Raw genomic sequence first — 15,250 nt, 5'->3', positions numbered from 1 at the left:
TCGCAACGTACGACGGAACATACCCATCGGCGGAGGGTCCCAGGGCCCAAATGCGGACCCAGTTCATCCTGTTCATCTCAGGCCACCCCCAGCCACTTGGCCGTCGCCTGGGCGCGGGTCGTGGTGTGGAGCTTGGCGAAGATGCGGTTGATGTGGTTCTTGACCGTCTTCTCGCTGATGAAGCAGACGGCGGCGATCTGCTGGTTGTTCATGCCGGACGCGATGAGGTCCATGATCTCCGCCTCTCTGCCGCTCAGTTGAAAACGGGACTGTGTTGACTGTCCCACATATGATTGCATTCGCGAAAGCTTTTGTGGAGATGTTTGTGGGGGCAGGGGCTGGAGTTTGGATTTTATGTGTGCAGTTGCGTGGTCTCTGATGTGGGCGAGCAATGCGCTCGTCGCCGTCGGCGTGAAGTGCGGGCGGCCGCCGCCCACGTCCCTTACCGCCTGGGTGAGCTGTTGGGTCGTGAACTCGCCGTGGACCAGGTAGCCCCCGGCACCCAGGCGTACGGCCTCCTGGACGATCTCCGTCCCGTCGCTGTACGTCAGCATCATGACCGGGGCCAGACGCACCAGGTGCGGCAGCGCCGCCATGCCGTCGACGCCGGGCATGCGGACGTCGAGGAGGATGACGTCGGGGTGGTGGCGCAGCGCCGCCTCGTACGCCGCGCGGCCGTCGTCGGCCTCCGCGACCACCGTGAGGTCGTCCGCCGCGGAAAGGACCGCCGTCAGGCCCGCGCGGATGACCGGGTTGTCGTCGGCCACCAGGACGCGCAGGGGCGGGGACGGGTGGTCTTCCCGTTCCTGCCGTTCCCCGAAGGGGTTTTGCGGCATCGGGGGGCCTCCCCTCGTCTCCGTCATGTCAGTGGCACCTCCACTCGGACCTCCGTGCCTTTGTCGCCCTTGTCGGTGGTGAGCCGGATGCCGGCGCCCACGGACGCCGCTCGCTCCGTCATGCCCAGGAGGCCGAAGTGGCCGGTGCGGGCCAGGTCTTCCGGTGTCGTGTCCGGGGGAAGGCCCCGGCCGTCGTCGTGGATCGTCACCACCAGGTGGGTGGCGGTGGTCCGCGCCCGTACGTCCACTCTCGTCGCCTGCGCGTGGCGGTAGGCGTTCTCCAGGGCCTCCCCCGCGATGCTCAGGAGCTGGCGGGTCGTGGCGGAGGGCAGGGGGACCGGGCCGGCGGGGCCGTCGTACGTCGCCGGCAGGGCCGTACGGGTCGCGAAGTCCCTTGTGAGGGCCTGTAGTTCGGAGAGCAGGTCCGGGGCCATGTCTGCCCTTTCGCTCCGCAGGTCCGTCAGGAGCTCCCGGGATTCCGCCGCCGCCTTGCGGGCCGCGCTCGCCACCAGTTGCGCCTGCTGTCTGATCAGCGCCGGGTCCAGGCGGTCCGGGGACGCGGCCGCCGATTCCGCGAGGCCGTCGGCGACGAGCGCCACGCCGTACAGGGTCTTGGTCACCGAGTCGTGCATCTCGCGGGCCAGCCGGGCGCGTTCCGCGCTCACCGCCTCGGTCGCGGCGAGGCGCGCCCGGGTCGCGGTCAGGGCCTCGGTCGCGGTGCCGAAGCGGAGCATGAGCGTGCGCAGGGTCGAGCCCATCGCGCCCGTGATGACACACAGGCCGGGCAGGAGGAGGGACTCGGCCGCACTCGTGGAGTGCTTCAGCGTCGTCTCCACCAGGAGCAGGATCACGGACTGCAGGGACGCGAAGACGGCCGCTCCGCGCCAGCTGTAGAGGAGACCGGCGAGGAGCGGGGTGCAGACGCTGACGTAGGCCAGGGTCGTGTCGGGGCCCGCCGAGACCAGGAGGAAGGAGCCGAAGAGGGTGTCGGCGGCCAGGAGGGTGGGGTGGCGCAGCAGGAGGGGGGCGAAGCGCTGCCAGTCCCGGAAGAGGACGTACGAGATCATGAAGGTGACGACCACCGCGGAGCCGACCAGGCGGGCGCCCAGGCCGGGGGTGGCGTTGAGGAGAGCCGCGGGGGTCGCCACCGCGATCATCGCCAGGCGGAAGCCGAAGACCTGGCGGCACATGGCCTGGAGCGCCCGTATCTCGACCTTCTCGACGTCCTCCCGCGTCGTCGCCGCCGTCGTCATCGCCGTCACCCGCCCTCGCCCCGTCTACTTCCCCGTGACCGAGCCGAGGTTGATCCCGGAGCCCAGCAGCAGGCCCGCGGCCAGCAGGAGCATCGTCGCCGGGACCATGAACGTGGTGATCATCAGTGTCGCCTTCGGCACCGCCCTGGCCGCCTTGCGGCGCGCGTTCTGGGCGTCCGTACGGCGCATGTCCTTGGCCAGCGCGACCAACGTGTCGACGATCGGCGCGCCCAACTCCTCGCCCTGCTGCAGCGCGGTCACGAACATCGCGACCTGTTCGGAGTCGTTGCGGCGCCGGAGTTCCGCGAAGGCCTGGCGCCGGCTCATGCCCAGGTCCATCTGGCGCAGGGTGATGCGGAGTTCGTCCGCCCAGGGGCCCTCGTAGTGGGTGGCGACGCGGTCCAGGGCCTGGCGGAAGCCGAGGCCCGCGCCCACCACGACGGCCAGGACGTCGAGGAAGTCCGGCAGGGTGCGTTCGATGACGTCCTTGCGGATGCGGATCGCCGACCAGATGCCGACCTCCGTCCAGAACGCACCGAAGAGCAGGAGGATCAGGGCTATCAGGTACTGGCCGCGGAGGAGGAAGACGACGCAGCCCACGGCGCCCAGTGCGCCGTAGACCGCTCTGCGGGCCGCGTAGCGGTCGATGGTGAGGCCACCGGGGTTGCCCGCCAGGTCGATCTTGCGGCGGTACTTGGCGACCAGGCGCGGGCCCATCAGGCGGAGCACGGCGGGGGCGTAGCGCATGCCCATGCGGTCGATGAGGGAGTTGGCGGCGCCGGTGCGGGTGGCGCCGACCTCCAGGGCGATCGCCAGGTCGGCGGGGAGCTTCGCGTCCGCGCGGTACATGCGGACGCCGGCGAAGGCGCCCCAGACGCCGAGGGCCATGAGGAGGGCCAGGATCAGTGCCATGACGAAGACCCCTATACGTCGATTCGGCTCAGACGGCGGATGAGGACGAAGCCGAGGACGTACAGGCCGAAGGCGATGAGCACCGCCGCCTGGCCGAGTGCGGAGCCGGTCATACGGTCCAGCGTGCCGTCCTTGACCCCGTTCATCAGGAACAGGGCGCCGACGCCCAGCGCCGGGACGGCGTACGACGTCATCGTCACCTGGGAGAGCTGGGTGCGGATCTCGCGGCGGGTCTCCTTGCGTTCCTCCAGGGTCTCGGTGAGGTTGCGCAGGGCAGACACCACCTGGCCGCCCGCCCGGTTGGAGAGGACGAGTGTGGTGACCAGGACGACCAGTTCGCGGGAGGGGAGGCGTTCGGCCAGCTCTCCCAGTGCGTCGTCCATGGAGTGGCCGATCGCCAACTGAGCGGCGACCTTGGCGAGTTCCTGGCCGGCCGGCGCCTCCAGCTCCTCCGCAGCCATGCCGATCGCGGTGCGCAGGGCGAGGCCGGCGTGGGTGGCGTTGGCCAGGATGCGGGCGAGTTCGGGGAGTTGGCCGATGAACCGCTCGATGCGTTTCTGGCGCTGCCAGTTGAGGAACTGGACGGCGGCGAAGACGCCGAGGAGGCCGGCGATCGGGCCGAAGAAGGGGGCCAGGGCGGCCTGGCCGATGAGCCAGAGGGCGGCCACCGTGGCGAGCATGTAGACGAAGAACTCGCCCGGGGTGACGTCCAGGCCCGTTGCCTCCAGGCGGAGTTCGAGGCGGCGGCCGAGCGAGGTGCGGCGCAGCCGGCGGTCCAGGTCGCGGAAGCGGCGGCGCCTGCCGGACAAGTGGACCTGGCCCGTGTAGGAGAGGCGGTCCACCAGGGCGGCGCGCTGGGCCCGGCCGGAGGCGTAGGTGTGCAGGCCCACCACGGCCAGCAGGCAGGCCAGCAGGGTGACTCCGGTGGTGAGGCCGACAAGGTCGTGGAGGGACATGGCCTACCTCGCTTCTCGGGTGGTGAGCTGGTGCAGATGCTCGGCGACGCCGAACGCCTGCGGGATCGGCTGGCTCGCCATGTAGAGGCGGTCGGCGGTGCGGCGCGGGAGCGGGAAGTACCGGAAGTCGCCGTAGACGCGGCCGTCGTGGGTCATGGGCTGGGCGTCGAAGCGGGCCACGGTGGCCAGCCGGTACGGTTCGCTGCCGTGGCTGTCCAGCATCGCGATCTCGGTGATCCGGCGGGCTCCGTCGGCGAACCGGGTGAGCTGGACGATCACCTCGACCGCGCTGTTGATCTGGTCGTGCAGGGCGACGAAGGGGACCTCGACGTCGGACATGGAGGCCAGCGTCTGGAGCCGGGTCAGCGCGTCCTCGGCGCTGTTGGCGTGGACGGTGGCCAGGGAGCCGTCGTGGCCCGTGGACATCGCCTGCAGCATGTCGAGGGACTCGCCCCCGCGGACCTCACCGACCACGATCCGGTCGGGCCGCATCCGCAGCGAGTTGCGGACCAGGTCGCGGATGGTGACCTGGCCCTTGCCCTCGACGTTCGACGGGCGGGACTCCAGGCGGACCACGTGCGACTGCTGGAGCTGGAGTTCGGCGGAGTCCTCGATGGTGATGATGCGCTCGTGGGCGGGGATGAGGCCGGAGAGGGCGTTCAGCAGGGTCGTCTTTCCGGTGCCGGTGGCGCCCGAGACGATGATGTTGAACTTCGCCTGCACCAGGCCCGCCAGCAGGAACACCATGTGCTCGTCGAGCGAGCCGAAGCCGATGAGCTCCTGGAGGGTGAAGGAGCGCGGGAAGCGGCGGATGGTGAGGATCGGGCCGGTGAGCGACAGCGGCGGGATGATGACGTTGACGCGTTCGCCGGAGGGGAGGCGGGCGTCGACCATCGGGTTCGACTCGTCCACGCGGCGGTTGACCGTCGAGACGATCCGTTCGATGGTCTGCATCAGCTGGTCGGAGGAGACGAAGCGCAGCGGCAACTGCTCCACCCGGCCGCCGCGTTCGACGAAGATCGCGTCGGGGCCGTTCACCATGATCTCGGTGATCGACGCGTCTTCGAGGAGCGGCTCCAGGATGCCGAGGCCCAGCGCCTCGTCGACGACCCGGCGGATCAGCTGGGAGCGTTCGGCGGTCGACAGGACCGGGCCCTCGCGGCTGATGATGTGGCCGAGGACGCGTTCGAGCCGCGCCCGGCGCTCGGCGGCGGCCAGCGCGCTCATCTCCGCGAGGTCGATCTCCTCCAGGAGCTTGGCGCGGTAGGAGGAGACCAGGTGGCCGTCCTCGCCCCGGCTGCCGTTCTCCTCGGGGGAGTTGATACGTGCCCGCAGGCTCATGTTGCCGTGCTCCTCGTTCAGTGCTCGACGTTCAGTGGTCGACGGGCATCGTGGCGGACTTGGTGGCGTTGCCCAGGTCCCAGACGATCTTCGGGATGTGGACCGTGGCGGTCACGGTGACCGAGTCGCCGCCGCCGGAGGAGGCACAGCTGACGTCGATCCCGCTGCTGACCGCGCTGGCGCAGGCCGCGCCGACGTCCTCCTGCAGCGAGGCGGCCCGGGCCCCCGCCCGTGCCGCGGTCCCGGCCTGCTCCGCGGCGTAGGCGACGGCGCCGAGCTGAATGCCCGCCAGGGCGACGATGAGGAGGATCGGGATGAAGCCGAGGTACTCGACGGCGACCTGGCCGCGGTCGCGGGTGTGCCGGCGGCAGCGGGGGGACATCTCAGTGCTTCACCTCCTCCACCGTGCCGGCGTGGCCGTGCACGGTGACGGGGAAGTCGATGGTGCCGGGGAAGAGGACCGGGACGCGCAGGGAGACGTCGGCGGTCACGGTGCCGGTGCCGCCGCAGTCGTCCACGGACGCGCCCTGCCGCCAGGCGCTGGAGAGATCCTCCAGGGCGGCCTTCTGGCAGGCGGCGAAGCGCTCGCCGCGGGGGACTGCCGTGCCCGCCCGTACGCCTTCGTCGGCGGCGTTTCCGGCGAGGGTGAAGGCGTAGCCGACGAGGACTGCCTGCCAGACCAGGACGAGGGTCAGGATGATGACCGGGGTCATGCCCAGGAGTTCTATGGAGACCTGTCCGCGGTCGCGGGGGAGGGGGGCGGCGGGTCGTCGGTCGGGTGCGGGCCGGTGGGGGCCGAGCGCGCAGTTCCCCGCGCCCGCGCCCGACCGGCGGCTCGACAGCCGCCCCGCGCCCGTCCGACCGCGCCTCACGGGAGTTCCTTCCGCCGTCTGAACCCCACCGCGGCCCGCTCCCCACTCCGCGCCCGTCGCGTCGGTGCCGGACGGCCCTCCCCCGTCCGCACCAGCCCCAGCTCCCCGGCCAGCCCCCACAGCGCCTGCTTCACCGTGCTTCTGGAGTCCAGCTCGTGCATCCGGCCGGCGTCCACCGAGGCCTGGAGTTCCTTGAAGTTGGCCGGGATCGCCGTGCCCGCCAGTGCCGTGCCGGTGATCCGCTGGATCAGCGCCGGCTGGATCTCGGTGGCACGCGTGTACCGGTTGACCACCACCGTCGTCTCCTCGGCCTTGCGGATCTGCAGCCGGTCCCACATCCGGACCGTGCGCTTCGCCGCGCGCACGGCGACGACGTCCGGCGTGGTCACCAGGAGCGCCAGGTCCGCGGTCTCCACGGCCGCCGCGCCCGCCCCGCTGAGCTGGGCGCCGCAGTCGACGATCACCATCTCGTGGCGGGAGCGCAGAGCGCTGAGGATCTGGCGGGCGGCGCGGTCGGTGACCTCCTCGCCGCGTTCGCCCTCGGCCGGGGCGAGGAGCAGCGCCAGCCCGGAGTCGTGGCGGAAGACGGCCTCGGCCATCACCCGCGGGGAGATGTCGTTGACCGCGGCGAGGTCGGCGACCGAACGGCGGAACTGGACGTCCAGGTAGGAGGCGACGTCGCCGGTCTGGAGGTCGAGGTCGACGAGGGCGGTGGAGTGGCCGGAGGCCTGCGCGGCGAGGGCGAGCTGGACGGCGACCAGGGTCGCGCCGGTGCCGCCCTTCGCGCCGCTGACCGTGACGACCGTGCCGCCGACTCCGGCGAACACGTCGGCGCCGTGGCCGAGATGGCGTCGCACGCCCGTGGACCACTGGGCGACCGCCTGCACGCGGCCCGCCAGCTCCTCGTAGCTCAGCGGGAGCCCGACCAGGCCGCGGGCGCCGGAGTCCATCGCGGCGGCGAACAGGCCGGGGCTGGTGTCGGTGGTGACGAGGACGACGCCCACGGCGGGGAAGCGGAGCGCGACCTCGCGGATCAGTTCCAGCGCCGGGACGGGGCCGATGCGTTCGTGGACGACGACGACCTCGGGGAGTTCGTCGACGGAATCGGCGGCGAACCGGGCGAGCATGTCCACGAGTTGGGTGGAGTCGACGACGGGCTGCAGCGGCTCGGCGTCGGGGAGCTGGCTGAGCAGGGAGACGAGGGAGCGGACGGCGTCCGCGTCACCGACGGCGGGGAGGATCCTGATGGGCATGCGAGGCGCCTCTCACTTGTCCGTCGCGAGTTCGTACGTACGGTCCTTGTCCGGCACGGTGGTCGTCGTGCCGGGCGCGACCAGGGCGAGCCGGACCCGCTGGGCGAAGGACTCCGCGTAGGTGAGGCGCTGGGCGTCGAGCGTGGACAGCGCGAAGGTGATGGGGACGGCGTCGGTCGGCTGCTGGTTCTTGTTGTCCGGTTCCAGCGAGGTGAGTTCGCCGACGTCCAGGACCCGGGCGTTGGTCACGATGATCTTCGACTGGTCGGGGTCGCTGGACTGCTTGCCCTGGAAGGTGGCGTAGACGTTGACCAGCGAGCCCGGGGTGATCTTGCCGGCGACCCCGGTGGCCGCGTCGATCATGATCGCGACCTCCTGCTGGCCCGGCTTGAGCGCGGGCTGGTCGACGACCATGTCGGACTGGAGCAGCGAGCCCTTCTTCAGCGTGGTGACCGCGATCTTGCCCTGGATCCCGGCGAGGTCGGTGACCGCGTTGGGGGACAGCCACCGCTGGGGCATCGAGATCTTCTTGAACTGGCCCGCGTTCAGGGTCGTGTAGGGCGCCACGTCGGAGCGGAGTTCGTAGGCGGTGACCTCGGGGCCGACCTTGGACTTCACGTCGTCGATGACGGAGAGCACGCCGGCGAACGCGCCGAGCGCGCAGATCACCGACAGGATCAGGAGTATCACGCCGCGGCGCTGACGGGAGTTCATGGGACCGTGCGACCTCATCGGGGAAGCGGGGCAGGTGGGGGATACCGTGCGGTGGTCGGAGCGACCGGCCCGAGGGCGGCCGTCGCCCCGGACGTCAGGCCGGCGTGCGCTGTTCCAGTGCGCGGGGCGGCGGCGGGTCGTACACGGGCGGGGTGGCGGAGCAGAAGACGCAGCGGTCGCCGATGACGTCGATGCCGCACCAGTGACAGCTGGTCTGCCGTACGGAGGTGACCAGTTGGTAGAGGACCGAGAGGTCGGCGAGGTAGCTGGTGAACTCGATCAGCCGGCCGGTCCCCCACCACTCGGACGACTCGGCCGGCAGCGGGGTCTCGCGCAGCCCGTGCGCTCCCCAGGACTTGGCGAGGCCGCCGATCCAGTCCGACTGCAACTGCCCCTTGGCGAGCAGCATCCAGGTGCCGAACTCGGGGCCGTTCAGCACGGCCTCCGGGCCGATCCGGACCAGCTGCGGCTCGGGATGGGCGACGACGCCGAACTGGGTGTTGGGCATCCAGGACTTGGCGTGCGCCTTGAGGGTGACCGGGACGCGGTCCAGCTTGGCGACGGAGCCGAGGACCGCGCCGGAGTGGATGTAGTGGGTGAGCAGCCGGCCGGCCGACGCGAGCACACCGGGACTGAGGTCGCAGGAGGCCAGCTGGCGCAGCTGCCGGGTCAGGACGGCGATACCGAGGGGCGGCAGGCCGGGACGGAACAGCGCGATCCGGTCGCTCTCCAGCAGTGAACGGAGCGTGTACAGGCGCCGGATCACGGGCTCCGGTACGGCGCCCGAGCACACGACGATCACATGTCCGTGCTGTTCGATGAGGGCCACGAACTCGGCGAGGGTCTGTTCGAGGGGCCGCTGGTCCAGGTCCCGGAGCACGACCGCGGGCATGGTCCGCTCGTCCTGCGCCGGCAGCGCCATGTCGGCGCTGGTCACGGCAATGGCAGTTGGCACGCGCAGCTCCCCGCTCTTCACACCCCGGCGGCCCACCGGTGTTACCCCAATGAGCCGGGACGACTTCATTGCGTGACTACCTCAGCACTGTAACCACGCCTCTGTGACCGGAGAACAGCGTTTGTGTAGCTGTCTGGGATCCGTGACCACACAAGTGCCACCAAATCGGGACGGGTTGAGCATATGACCGAGGCCAGTTCCGGCCGTCCCCTTCCCGCTTCCGGTCCCCCTCACTCCACCCCGCACCCCCCTCCCCCGTTCGTCGAATTTGGTCTGGACCTATTGACAGCTGAATTGGTCTGGACCACCTTGATTGTCATGCCCAGACTCATCCCCCGACTGGCGTCCCCCCACACCGGACGGCGACGCATCCGCACCTGGTCGGCCGTGGCCACCCTCGCCACGGCCCTCGCGATGGCGGGCCTCGCCGCCTCCCCCGCCTCCGCCGCCGACATCAACAACGCCAAGAACCCCGGCTTCGAGTCGGGTCTGAGCAACTGGACCTGCTCCGCGGGCAGCGGTACGACGGTCTCCTCCCCCGTCCATTCCGGCGCCGCCGCGCTGAAGGCGACCCCGGCCGGGCAGGACTACGCCCAGTGCAGCCAGACGGTGGCGGTGAAGGCCAACTCGACGTACACGCTGAGCGCATGGGTGCAGGGCTCCTACACCTACCTCGGTGTCACCGGCACCGGCACCACGGACGTGTCGACCTGGACCCCGAACACGTCCTGGACCCAGCTGTCGACGACGTTCACCACCGGTTCCTCGACCACCTCGGTGACGGTCTGGACCCACGGCTGGTACGGCCAGGCCGCCTACTACGCCGACGACTTCTCGGTCTACGGCCCCGACGGCGGTGGCGGCTCCGACCCGGCCCCGACCGTCCCGGCCACCCCCACCGGCCTCGCGGTCTCCGGTACGACGTCGTCCTCCGCCTCCCTGTCGTGGGGCGCGGTGTCCGGCGCGACCGGTTACAACGTCTACCAGAACGGCACCAAGGTCTCGGCGGTCACCGGCGCCTCGGCGACGATCACCGGGCTCGCGGCCTCGACGTCGTATTCCTTCCAGGTCACCGCGACCAACTCGGCGGGTGAGTCGGCGAAGTCGACGGCGGTGACGGCGACGACCACCGCGACCGGCACCGGTGGCGGCGGCTCCCTGCCCAAGCACGCGGTGACGGGCTACTGGCAGAACTTCAACAACGGCGCCACCGTCCAGAAGATCTCGGACGTGCCGTCCTCGTACGACATCATCGCCGTCGCCTTCGCGGACGCGACCGGCACACCCGGCGCGGTGAGCTTCACCCTCGACTCGTCCGGCCTCGGCGGGTACACGGTCGACCAGTTCAAGGCCGACATCAAGGCCGAGCGGGCGGCCGGCAAGAAGGTCATCATCTCGATCGGCGGCCAGAACGGCACGATCTCGGTGAGCGACTCGACGTCCGCGACGAACTTCGCCGACTCCGTCTATTCGCTGATGCAGACGTACGGCTTCGACGGCGTCGACATCGACCTGGAGAACGGCATCAACGCCACCTACATGAGCCAGGCGCTGCGCTCGCTGTCGGCCAAGGCGGGCTCGTCGCTGATCATCACGATGGCCCCGCAGACGATCGACATGCAGTCGACGTCCAACGGGTACTTCCAGACGGCCCTGAACATCAAGGACATCCTCACCATCGTCAACATGCAGTACTACAACAGCGGTTCGATGCTGGGCTGCGACGGCAAGGTGTACAGCCAGGGCTCGGTGGACTTCCTCACCGCGCTCGCCTGCATCCAGCTGCAGGGCGGTCTGGCCCCGTCCCAGGTGGGCCTCGGCCTGCCGGCGTCGACCAGCGCGGCGGGCAGCGGGTACGTGTCCCCGACCGTGGTGAACAACGCCCTGGACTGCCTGGCCAAGGGCACCAACTGCGGCTCGTTCAAGCCGTCGACGACCTACCCCGGCCTGCGGGGCGCGATGACCTGGTCGACGAACTGGGACGCGGCCGCCGGGAACGCCTGGTCGTCCTCGGTGGGCGCCCACGTCCACGCCCTGCCGTAACCCCTGGACGGGTCCCGGCGGCCGGGCAGGCCGCCGGGACCCGGGCGGGCTGTGGGGCGGGCGCTACGGCTGCCGCCGACCGCAGCCGTCGCATCCGCAGGTGCCGAGCTCGAACCACACGGTCTTGCCCGGCCCCTCCTGGTGGCAGCCCCAGCGCCGGGCAAGCGCATCCACCAGGTACATCCCCCTGCCGCCCTCCGAGAGGCCCGCGTCCAGCAGCCTCGGGGGGCGGCGGTCCTCGTCGGCGACCTCGCAGCGCAGCACACCGTGCGAGGCCCACAGGGTGAGCCGGAACCGGCTCGCCGCATGGCACAGCGCATTGGCGGCCAGCTCGCCGACCAGGAGTTCGGCCACCTCCGCCACATCGTCCTGCTCCGCCAGTCCCCACTCCTCCAGCTGCCGCCGCACCGCCACCCGGGCCTCCCCGGCCGCCGTGGGACGGGGGTCGTAGTCGACGCTCAGATGACCTGCGCGGGTCGGGGGCTGCGGGTACGCGGCGTACTGAGGGTCGGGATCCGGGAGACGGCCCCCGGAGGATTGCAGCATGTCCCCCAGCCTGCCCGTACCCGGCTCCCCGGGCAGGGGGAGGATTACCCCATTCCCTACCTGCGTATGGGCAGCCGCGGGGGTACGCGCGTACGGCGTCTCGCTCACGCGTACTGGACGCGGATCCTCGCCCCGTCCCCCGGCACCCCGTCCCGGACATCTACGTACGCGCACACCTGGCGGGTGAACCACAGCCCCTGCCCCGGCGCCGGCTCCCCGCCCGGCGGCGGCACGAACCCGGCCAGCGGATCGTCGACCGCCCGGCACAGCCGCAGCTCGACCAGACAGGCCGGGGCCTCGCCCCAGGCCAGGATCTCGATCACCGGCCCGTGCGCGGCCGCCGCCTCCACCACCGCGCTGGTGAACAACTCCGATTCCGCGGCAGGGAGTCCGAGCCCGGCCGACCAGGTGCCCACCGCCTCCGGACCCGGCAGCCGGGCGGCCGACAGCGGGGGCGGCGGCAGCGGTACGACATCCAACTCGCGGACCAGCACCGACGGTTGCTCGTACACCCCGGTACCCGGGTGGGCGCGGCGGGCCGCGTCCACGACGGCCGGGCCCGCCGTCCGGGTGTCGTACGCGCACAGCGCCGTGGTGCCGAAGGGCGCGAAGAGGAGGTTGGCGAGGGACTCGTAGCGGATCCACTCGGTGCTCTCCCGCGCCGAACGGCCCGCGCGCCCCGCCCAGTCGGGCTCCATGAGGAGGTGGATACGACCGCCGGGCCCGGCGTGGGCGGCGAGGTAGCCGGCGCCCTGGGCCACGGCGTTGGCGGCGGTGCCGGTGTACCAGTCGGTGTGGTCGATGAAGCCGATCTCCTTCGCGTCGGCGCCGAGCGTGTCCCGCAGGGCGGCCAGCCGGGCGGGGGCGGCGATGGCGACGGGCGGCGGCTCGTCGGCGGCGAGGCCCTCGGCGAGGAAGGGCAGGGCGGCGGCGACGAACGCGTCGTCCGAGCCGAACACGGCCATCCGGTGGTCGAAGGGCGCCTCGGCCACTGCGGGCCGCGCGTTCGTACTGCTGCTCATCGGGTCTCCTGTGCGTCAGCGCCGGGCGGTCACCCAGGCGGCGATCTGGCTGCGGTTGCTGAAGCCGAGCTTGCCGAGGATGCGTTCCACATGGCCCTCGGCGGTGCGGCGGGCGATGACCAGGCGGTCGGCGATCTGCTGGTTGCCCAGCCCCTCGGCGACGAGTTCGGCGACCTCGGTCTCGCGGCGGGTGAGCCGGACCGGTGACATTCTCAACTCCGGCTGTTTTTCCGACTCTTGGAGTTCCTCGTCGAGGGCGTACGCCACGATCTCCGCCAGGCCGAACGCCCCGCCCCGGCCGTACGCCCGCTCGTACCCCCCCGGCCCCAGGGCCGCCCGGGCACTGGTCTCGCACGCGCGCCGGGCGGAGTTGAGGGCGGTGGACCCCCAGCGGTCGCGGTCGATGTCGGACCAGACGCGGTCGGCGCCGCCCAGCAGGACGGCGGTGCGCTCGGCGGCGCCGAGGCCGTCCGCGATCCTCGCGAGCAGGTCCAGGGTGAGCCCGATGCCGATGACGTCGTGCACGTCGAGTTTGCGGCGCAGCGCCTGGCGGGCGCACGGCTCGGCGCGCGGCCAGTCGGCGCGGACGGCGTGGGCGAGAGCGAGGATGCGCAGGACGTAGGAGCGGACCCAGTCCTCGCCGTGCGCCTCGCACAGCCGCAGGGCCTGCTCGCAGACGGCGGTGGCCCGGTCGGGCCGGCCCAGGAAGGCGTGCGCGCAAGCCAGTTCGACCATGTCGAGGCCGTGCAGACTGAGGTGCTGGCCGGGTACGGGGCCGCGGGCGACGGTGGTCTCGTAGTGGGCGTGGGCGGCGGTCAGGTCGTCGGCGAAGAGCTGGACGACACCGATGACGTAGTCGGCGTGGGCGGCCTCCGCGGGGTCGCCCAGCCGCTCGGCCAGGGCGCGGGCCTCACGGGCGCGGCGCAGGCCCCGGGTGAGGTCCTCGGGGCTGCCGGCGAGGAGGGCGGAGACCCAGAGGGCGCGGGCGCGTTCGGGGGTCGGCTCGGGGTTGGCGTCGAGGGCGCGGTCCAGCCAGTAGCGGCCCTCGCGCGGGGCGCCGCAGGCATGCCAGTGGAACCAGAGGGTGCCCGCGAGCCGCAGCCCGGCGAGGGCCTCGCCCGGGGTGGTCAGGCTGAAGTCGAGGGCGGCGCGCAGATTGTCCCGGTCGGCGCGGAGCCGGGCGACGATCTCCCGCTGCCCGGGCCCGAACCAGGCGGCCTCGCAGGCGGCGGCGTACCGCTGGGTCCGGTCACGATGCCGGCGCCGTACGGCGACCTCCGCACCGGGGCGCTCACGCAGCCGGTCGAGGCCGTAGTGGCGAAGGGTGTCGAGCAGCCGATACCGAGCACCGCCACCGTCCGGATCGTCCTCACGGACAAGCACGGACTTGTCGACAAGCCCGGCCACGGCTTCGAGAACGTCGAGCGAACCGAGGCCATGACACCCGCCTTCAGCCGGGCCCAGGCATACCGCCTCGGCTGTCTCCAGGTCGAAGCTTCCGGGGAGTACCGACAGGTGGGCCCATGCCGACTGCTCCTGCTCGGTGCAGAGTTCGTGGCTCCAGTCGACGGCCGCGCGCAGCGTCTGGTGGCGGGGCAGGGCGGCGGGGCTGCCGGCCGTGAGGAGGCGGTAGCGGTCGTCGAGGCGGGCGAGGAGCTGGTCGAGGCCGAGGACGCGCATCCGGACGGCGGCCAGTTCGATGGCGAGGGGGAGTCCGTCGAGGCGTCGGCACAGGCGGGCCACGGCGGCCCGGTTGGCGGGGGTGAGCCGGAAGCCGGGGAGTACGGCGGCGGCGCGGTCGGCGAAGAGGGCGAGGGCCGGGTGGGACCCGGCGGCGGAGAGGTCGCCGTCCGGGTCGGGGACCGGCAGCGGTCGTACCTCCATGAGGTGTTCCTCGGTGAGGCCGAGGCGGTGCCGACTGGTGGCGAGGACGCGGACGCCGGTGGTGCCGCGCAGCAGGGCCGCGGCGAGGTCGGCGCAGGCGGCGAGGAGATGCTCGCAGTTGTCGACGACGAGGAGTAGACGGCGGTCGCGGAGCCGTTCCACCAGCGCGTCCAGCGGGGGCCGGTCGGAGTGGTCGTGCAGGCCGAGGGCGTCGGCGGCGGCCAGCGGGACCAGTTCGGGGTCGCGGAGGCCGGCGAGGGCGACGTAGCGGACCCCGTCCGGGAAGGCGCGTTCGACGCGGGACGCGATGTGGGCGGCGAGGCGGGTCTTGCCTACGCCGCCGGGACCGGTGAGCGTGACGAGGCGCGCCTTGGCCAACAGCTCGCGGCCCGCGGCCTGTTCCTCTCTCCGGTCGACGAAGCTGGTCGTCTCGACCGGCAGCCGGCAGCCCCCGCGCGGCGCTGATCCGCCCATGATCAGCCAGCCCTCCTGTTGGCCGTCCGTCCACGGTCCCCCGGCTGACCGGGGAAACGCACACAGGGGTCACGCGGGCGGGTGTACTTCGGCGGGGGTGGCTTGCGAGGACGGGTACGCGCGTACACTGCGCGGCCGATTCACCCGACCGGCACGGCTGATTTTACTATCTTGACCTGTTCATGTCAT

The 15,250-nt window shown here is 71.7% G+C and carries 14 protein-coding genes; 1 reads left to right on the top strand and 13 read right to left on the bottom strand.

What is annotated here, in order from left to right; all coding sequences use genetic code 11:
• Positions 1 to 77: 77 nt before the first annotated feature.
• From ACIRR9_RS02005 to ACIRR9_RS01960, 10 genes are all read right to left on the bottom strand, one after another.
• Entirely contained in the window at positions 78 to 836 is a 759-nt protein-coding gene (locus ACIRR9_RS02005; RefSeq protein ID WP_403746562.1) for a response regulator, read from the bottom strand.
• Positions 837 to 859: 23 nt separating this feature from the next.
• A complete protein-coding gene (locus ACIRR9_RS02000; RefSeq protein ID WP_403746559.1) occupies positions 860 to 2,089 on the bottom strand; it encodes a sensor histidine kinase in 1,230 nt (409 codons plus the stop codon).
• Between the two features lie 24 nt (positions 2,090 to 2,113).
• Positions 2,114 to 3,001, bottom strand: coding sequence for a DUF5936 domain-containing protein (locus tag ACIRR9_RS01995; RefSeq protein ID WP_384559696.1), 888 nt, complete (start codon positions 2,999 to 3,001; stop codon positions 2,114 to 2,116).
• An 11-nt stretch (positions 3,002 to 3,012) separates the two neighbouring features.
• On the bottom strand, positions 3,013 to 3,957 hold the full coding sequence (locus ACIRR9_RS01990) for a type II secretion system F family protein (protein ID WP_403746557.1): 945 nt from the start codon (positions 3,955 to 3,957) through the stop codon (positions 3,013 to 3,015).
• 3 nt (positions 3,958 to 3,960) lie between these two features.
• The gene (locus ACIRR9_RS01985) at positions 3,961 to 5,298 is read right to left on the bottom strand and encodes a CpaF family protein (protein ID WP_365340089.1); all 1,338 of its coding nucleotides are present in this window, start codon (positions 5,296 to 5,298) and stop codon (positions 3,961 to 3,963) included.
• A gap of 31 nt (positions 5,299 to 5,329) precedes the next feature.
• Positions 5,330 to 5,680, bottom strand: coding sequence for a TadE/TadG family type IV pilus assembly protein (locus tag ACIRR9_RS01980; protein ID WP_316779349.1), 351 nt, complete (start codon positions 5,678 to 5,680; stop codon positions 5,330 to 5,332).
• 1 nt (position 5,681) lies between these two features.
• A complete protein-coding gene (locus ACIRR9_RS01975) occupies positions 5,682 to 6,011 on the bottom strand; it encodes a pilus assembly protein (protein WP_365340093.1) in 330 nt (109 codons plus the stop codon).
• A gap of 155 nt (positions 6,012 to 6,166) precedes the next feature.
• A complete protein-coding gene (locus tag ACIRR9_RS01970; RefSeq protein WP_403746554.1) occupies positions 6,167 to 7,423 on the bottom strand; it encodes a CpaE family protein in 1,257 nt (418 codons plus the stop codon).
• A gap of 12 nt (positions 7,424 to 7,435) precedes the next feature.
• Positions 7,436 to 8,137: a Flp pilus assembly protein CpaB gene (cpaB, locus tag ACIRR9_RS01965; protein WP_365340097.1), complete on the bottom strand. Its 702-nt coding sequence runs from the start codon at positions 8,135 to 8,137 to the stop codon at positions 7,436 to 7,438.
• A gap of 94 nt (positions 8,138 to 8,231) precedes the next feature.
• Positions 8,232 to 9,161: a hypothetical protein gene (locus ACIRR9_RS01960; protein WP_403746551.1), complete on the bottom strand. Its 930-nt coding sequence runs from the start codon at positions 9,159 to 9,161 to the stop codon at positions 8,232 to 8,234.
• 249 nt (positions 9,162 to 9,410) lie between these two features.
• Here ACIRR9_RS01960 and ACIRR9_RS01955 point away from each other — a divergent pair, with 249 nt between their 5' ends.
• Positions 9,411 to 11,135: a chitinase gene (locus ACIRR9_RS01955; RefSeq protein ID WP_403746549.1), complete on the top strand. Its 1,725-nt coding sequence runs from the start codon at positions 9,411 to 9,413 to the stop codon at positions 11,133 to 11,135.
• 63 nt (positions 11,136 to 11,198) lie between these two features.
• On the opposite strand, the gene ACIRR9_RS01950 is transcribed toward ACIRR9_RS01955, so the two are convergent.
• The 3 genes from ACIRR9_RS01950 to ACIRR9_RS01940 all read right to left on the bottom strand — a co-directional run bounded on the left by ACIRR9_RS01950 (position 11,199) and on the right by ACIRR9_RS01940 (position 15,061).
• Positions 11,199 to 11,681 (bottom strand): ATP-binding protein, encoded by a 483-nt coding sequence (locus ACIRR9_RS01950; RefSeq protein ID WP_365340103.1) that lies wholly within the window; start codon positions 11,679 to 11,681, stop codon positions 11,199 to 11,201.
• A gap of 104 nt (positions 11,682 to 11,785) precedes the next feature.
• The gene (locus tag ACIRR9_RS01945) at positions 11,786 to 12,703 is read right to left on the bottom strand and encodes an anti-sigma factor RsbA family regulatory protein (protein WP_403746546.1); all 918 of its coding nucleotides are present in this window, start codon (positions 12,701 to 12,703) and stop codon (positions 11,786 to 11,788) included.
• A gap of 15 nt (positions 12,704 to 12,718) precedes the next feature.
• The gene (locus ACIRR9_RS01940; protein ID WP_403746543.1) at positions 12,719 to 15,061 is read right to left on the bottom strand and encodes an ATP-binding protein; all 2,343 of its coding nucleotides are present in this window, start codon (positions 15,059 to 15,061) and stop codon (positions 12,719 to 12,721) included.
• Positions 15,062 to 15,250 lie beyond the last annotated feature (189 nt).

Source organism: Streptomyces sp. NPDC101234, assembly GCF_044767525.1.
GTDB lineage: Bacteria > Actinomycetota > Actinomycetes > Streptomycetales > Streptomycetaceae > Streptomyces > Streptomyces sasae.
Note: the sequence above shows the minus strand (reverse complement) of the source record. Positions and strands in the feature narration are given on the sequence as shown.

Bases quoted from the DNA above. Each gene is read 5' to 3' on its own strand.
- ACIRR9_RS02000 (WP_403746559.1), bottom strand. From the start codon at position 2,089: ATGACGACGGCGGCGACGACGCGGGAGGACGTCGAGAAGGTCGAGATA.
- ACIRR9_RS01960 (WP_403746551.1), bottom strand. From the start codon at position 9,161: ATGAAGTCGTCCCGGCTCATTGGGGTAACACCGGTGGGCCGCCGGGGT.
- ACIRR9_RS02005 (WP_403746562.1), bottom strand. From the start codon at position 836: ATGCCGCAAAACCCCTTCGGGGAACGGCAGGAACGGGAAGACCACCCG.
- ACIRR9_RS01990 (WP_403746557.1), bottom strand. From the start codon at position 3,957: ATGTCCCTCCACGACCTTGTCGGCCTCACCACCGGAGTCACCCTGCTG.
- ACIRR9_RS01950 (WP_365340103.1), bottom strand. From the start codon at position 11,681: ATGCTGCAATCCTCCGGGGGCCGTCTCCCGGATCCCGACCCTCAGTAC.
- ACIRR9_RS01980 (WP_316779349.1), bottom strand. From the start codon at position 5,680: ATGTCCCCCCGCTGCCGCCGGCACACCCGCGACCGCGGCCAGGTCGCC.
- ACIRR9_RS01955 (WP_403746549.1), top strand. From the start codon at position 9,411: ATGCCCAGACTCATCCCCCGACTGGCGTCCCCCCACACCGGACGGCGA.
- ACIRR9_RS01945 (WP_403746546.1), bottom strand. From the start codon at position 12,703: ATGAGCAGCAGTACGAACGCGCGGCCCGCAGTGGCCGAGGCGCCCTTC.
- ACIRR9_RS01940 (WP_403746543.1), bottom strand. From the start codon at position 15,061: ATGGGCGGATCAGCGCCGCGCGGGGGCTGCCGGCTGCCGGTCGAGACG.
- ACIRR9_RS01970 (WP_403746554.1), bottom strand. From the start codon at position 7,423: ATGCCCATCAGGATCCTCCCCGCCGTCGGTGACGCGGACGCCGTCCGC.
- cpaB (WP_365340097.1), bottom strand. From the start codon at position 8,137: ATGAACTCCCGTCAGCGCCGCGGCGTGATACTCCTGATCCTGTCGGTG.
- ACIRR9_RS01975 (WP_365340093.1), bottom strand. From the start codon at position 6,011: ATGACCCCGGTCATCATCCTGACCCTCGTCCTGGTCTGGCAGGCAGTC.
- ACIRR9_RS01995 (WP_384559696.1), bottom strand. From the start codon at position 3,001: ATGGCACTGATCCTGGCCCTCCTCATGGCCCTCGGCGTCTGGGGCGCC.
- ACIRR9_RS01985 (WP_365340089.1), bottom strand. From the start codon at position 5,298: ATGAGCCTGCGGGCACGTATCAACTCCCCCGAGGAGAACGGCAGCCGG.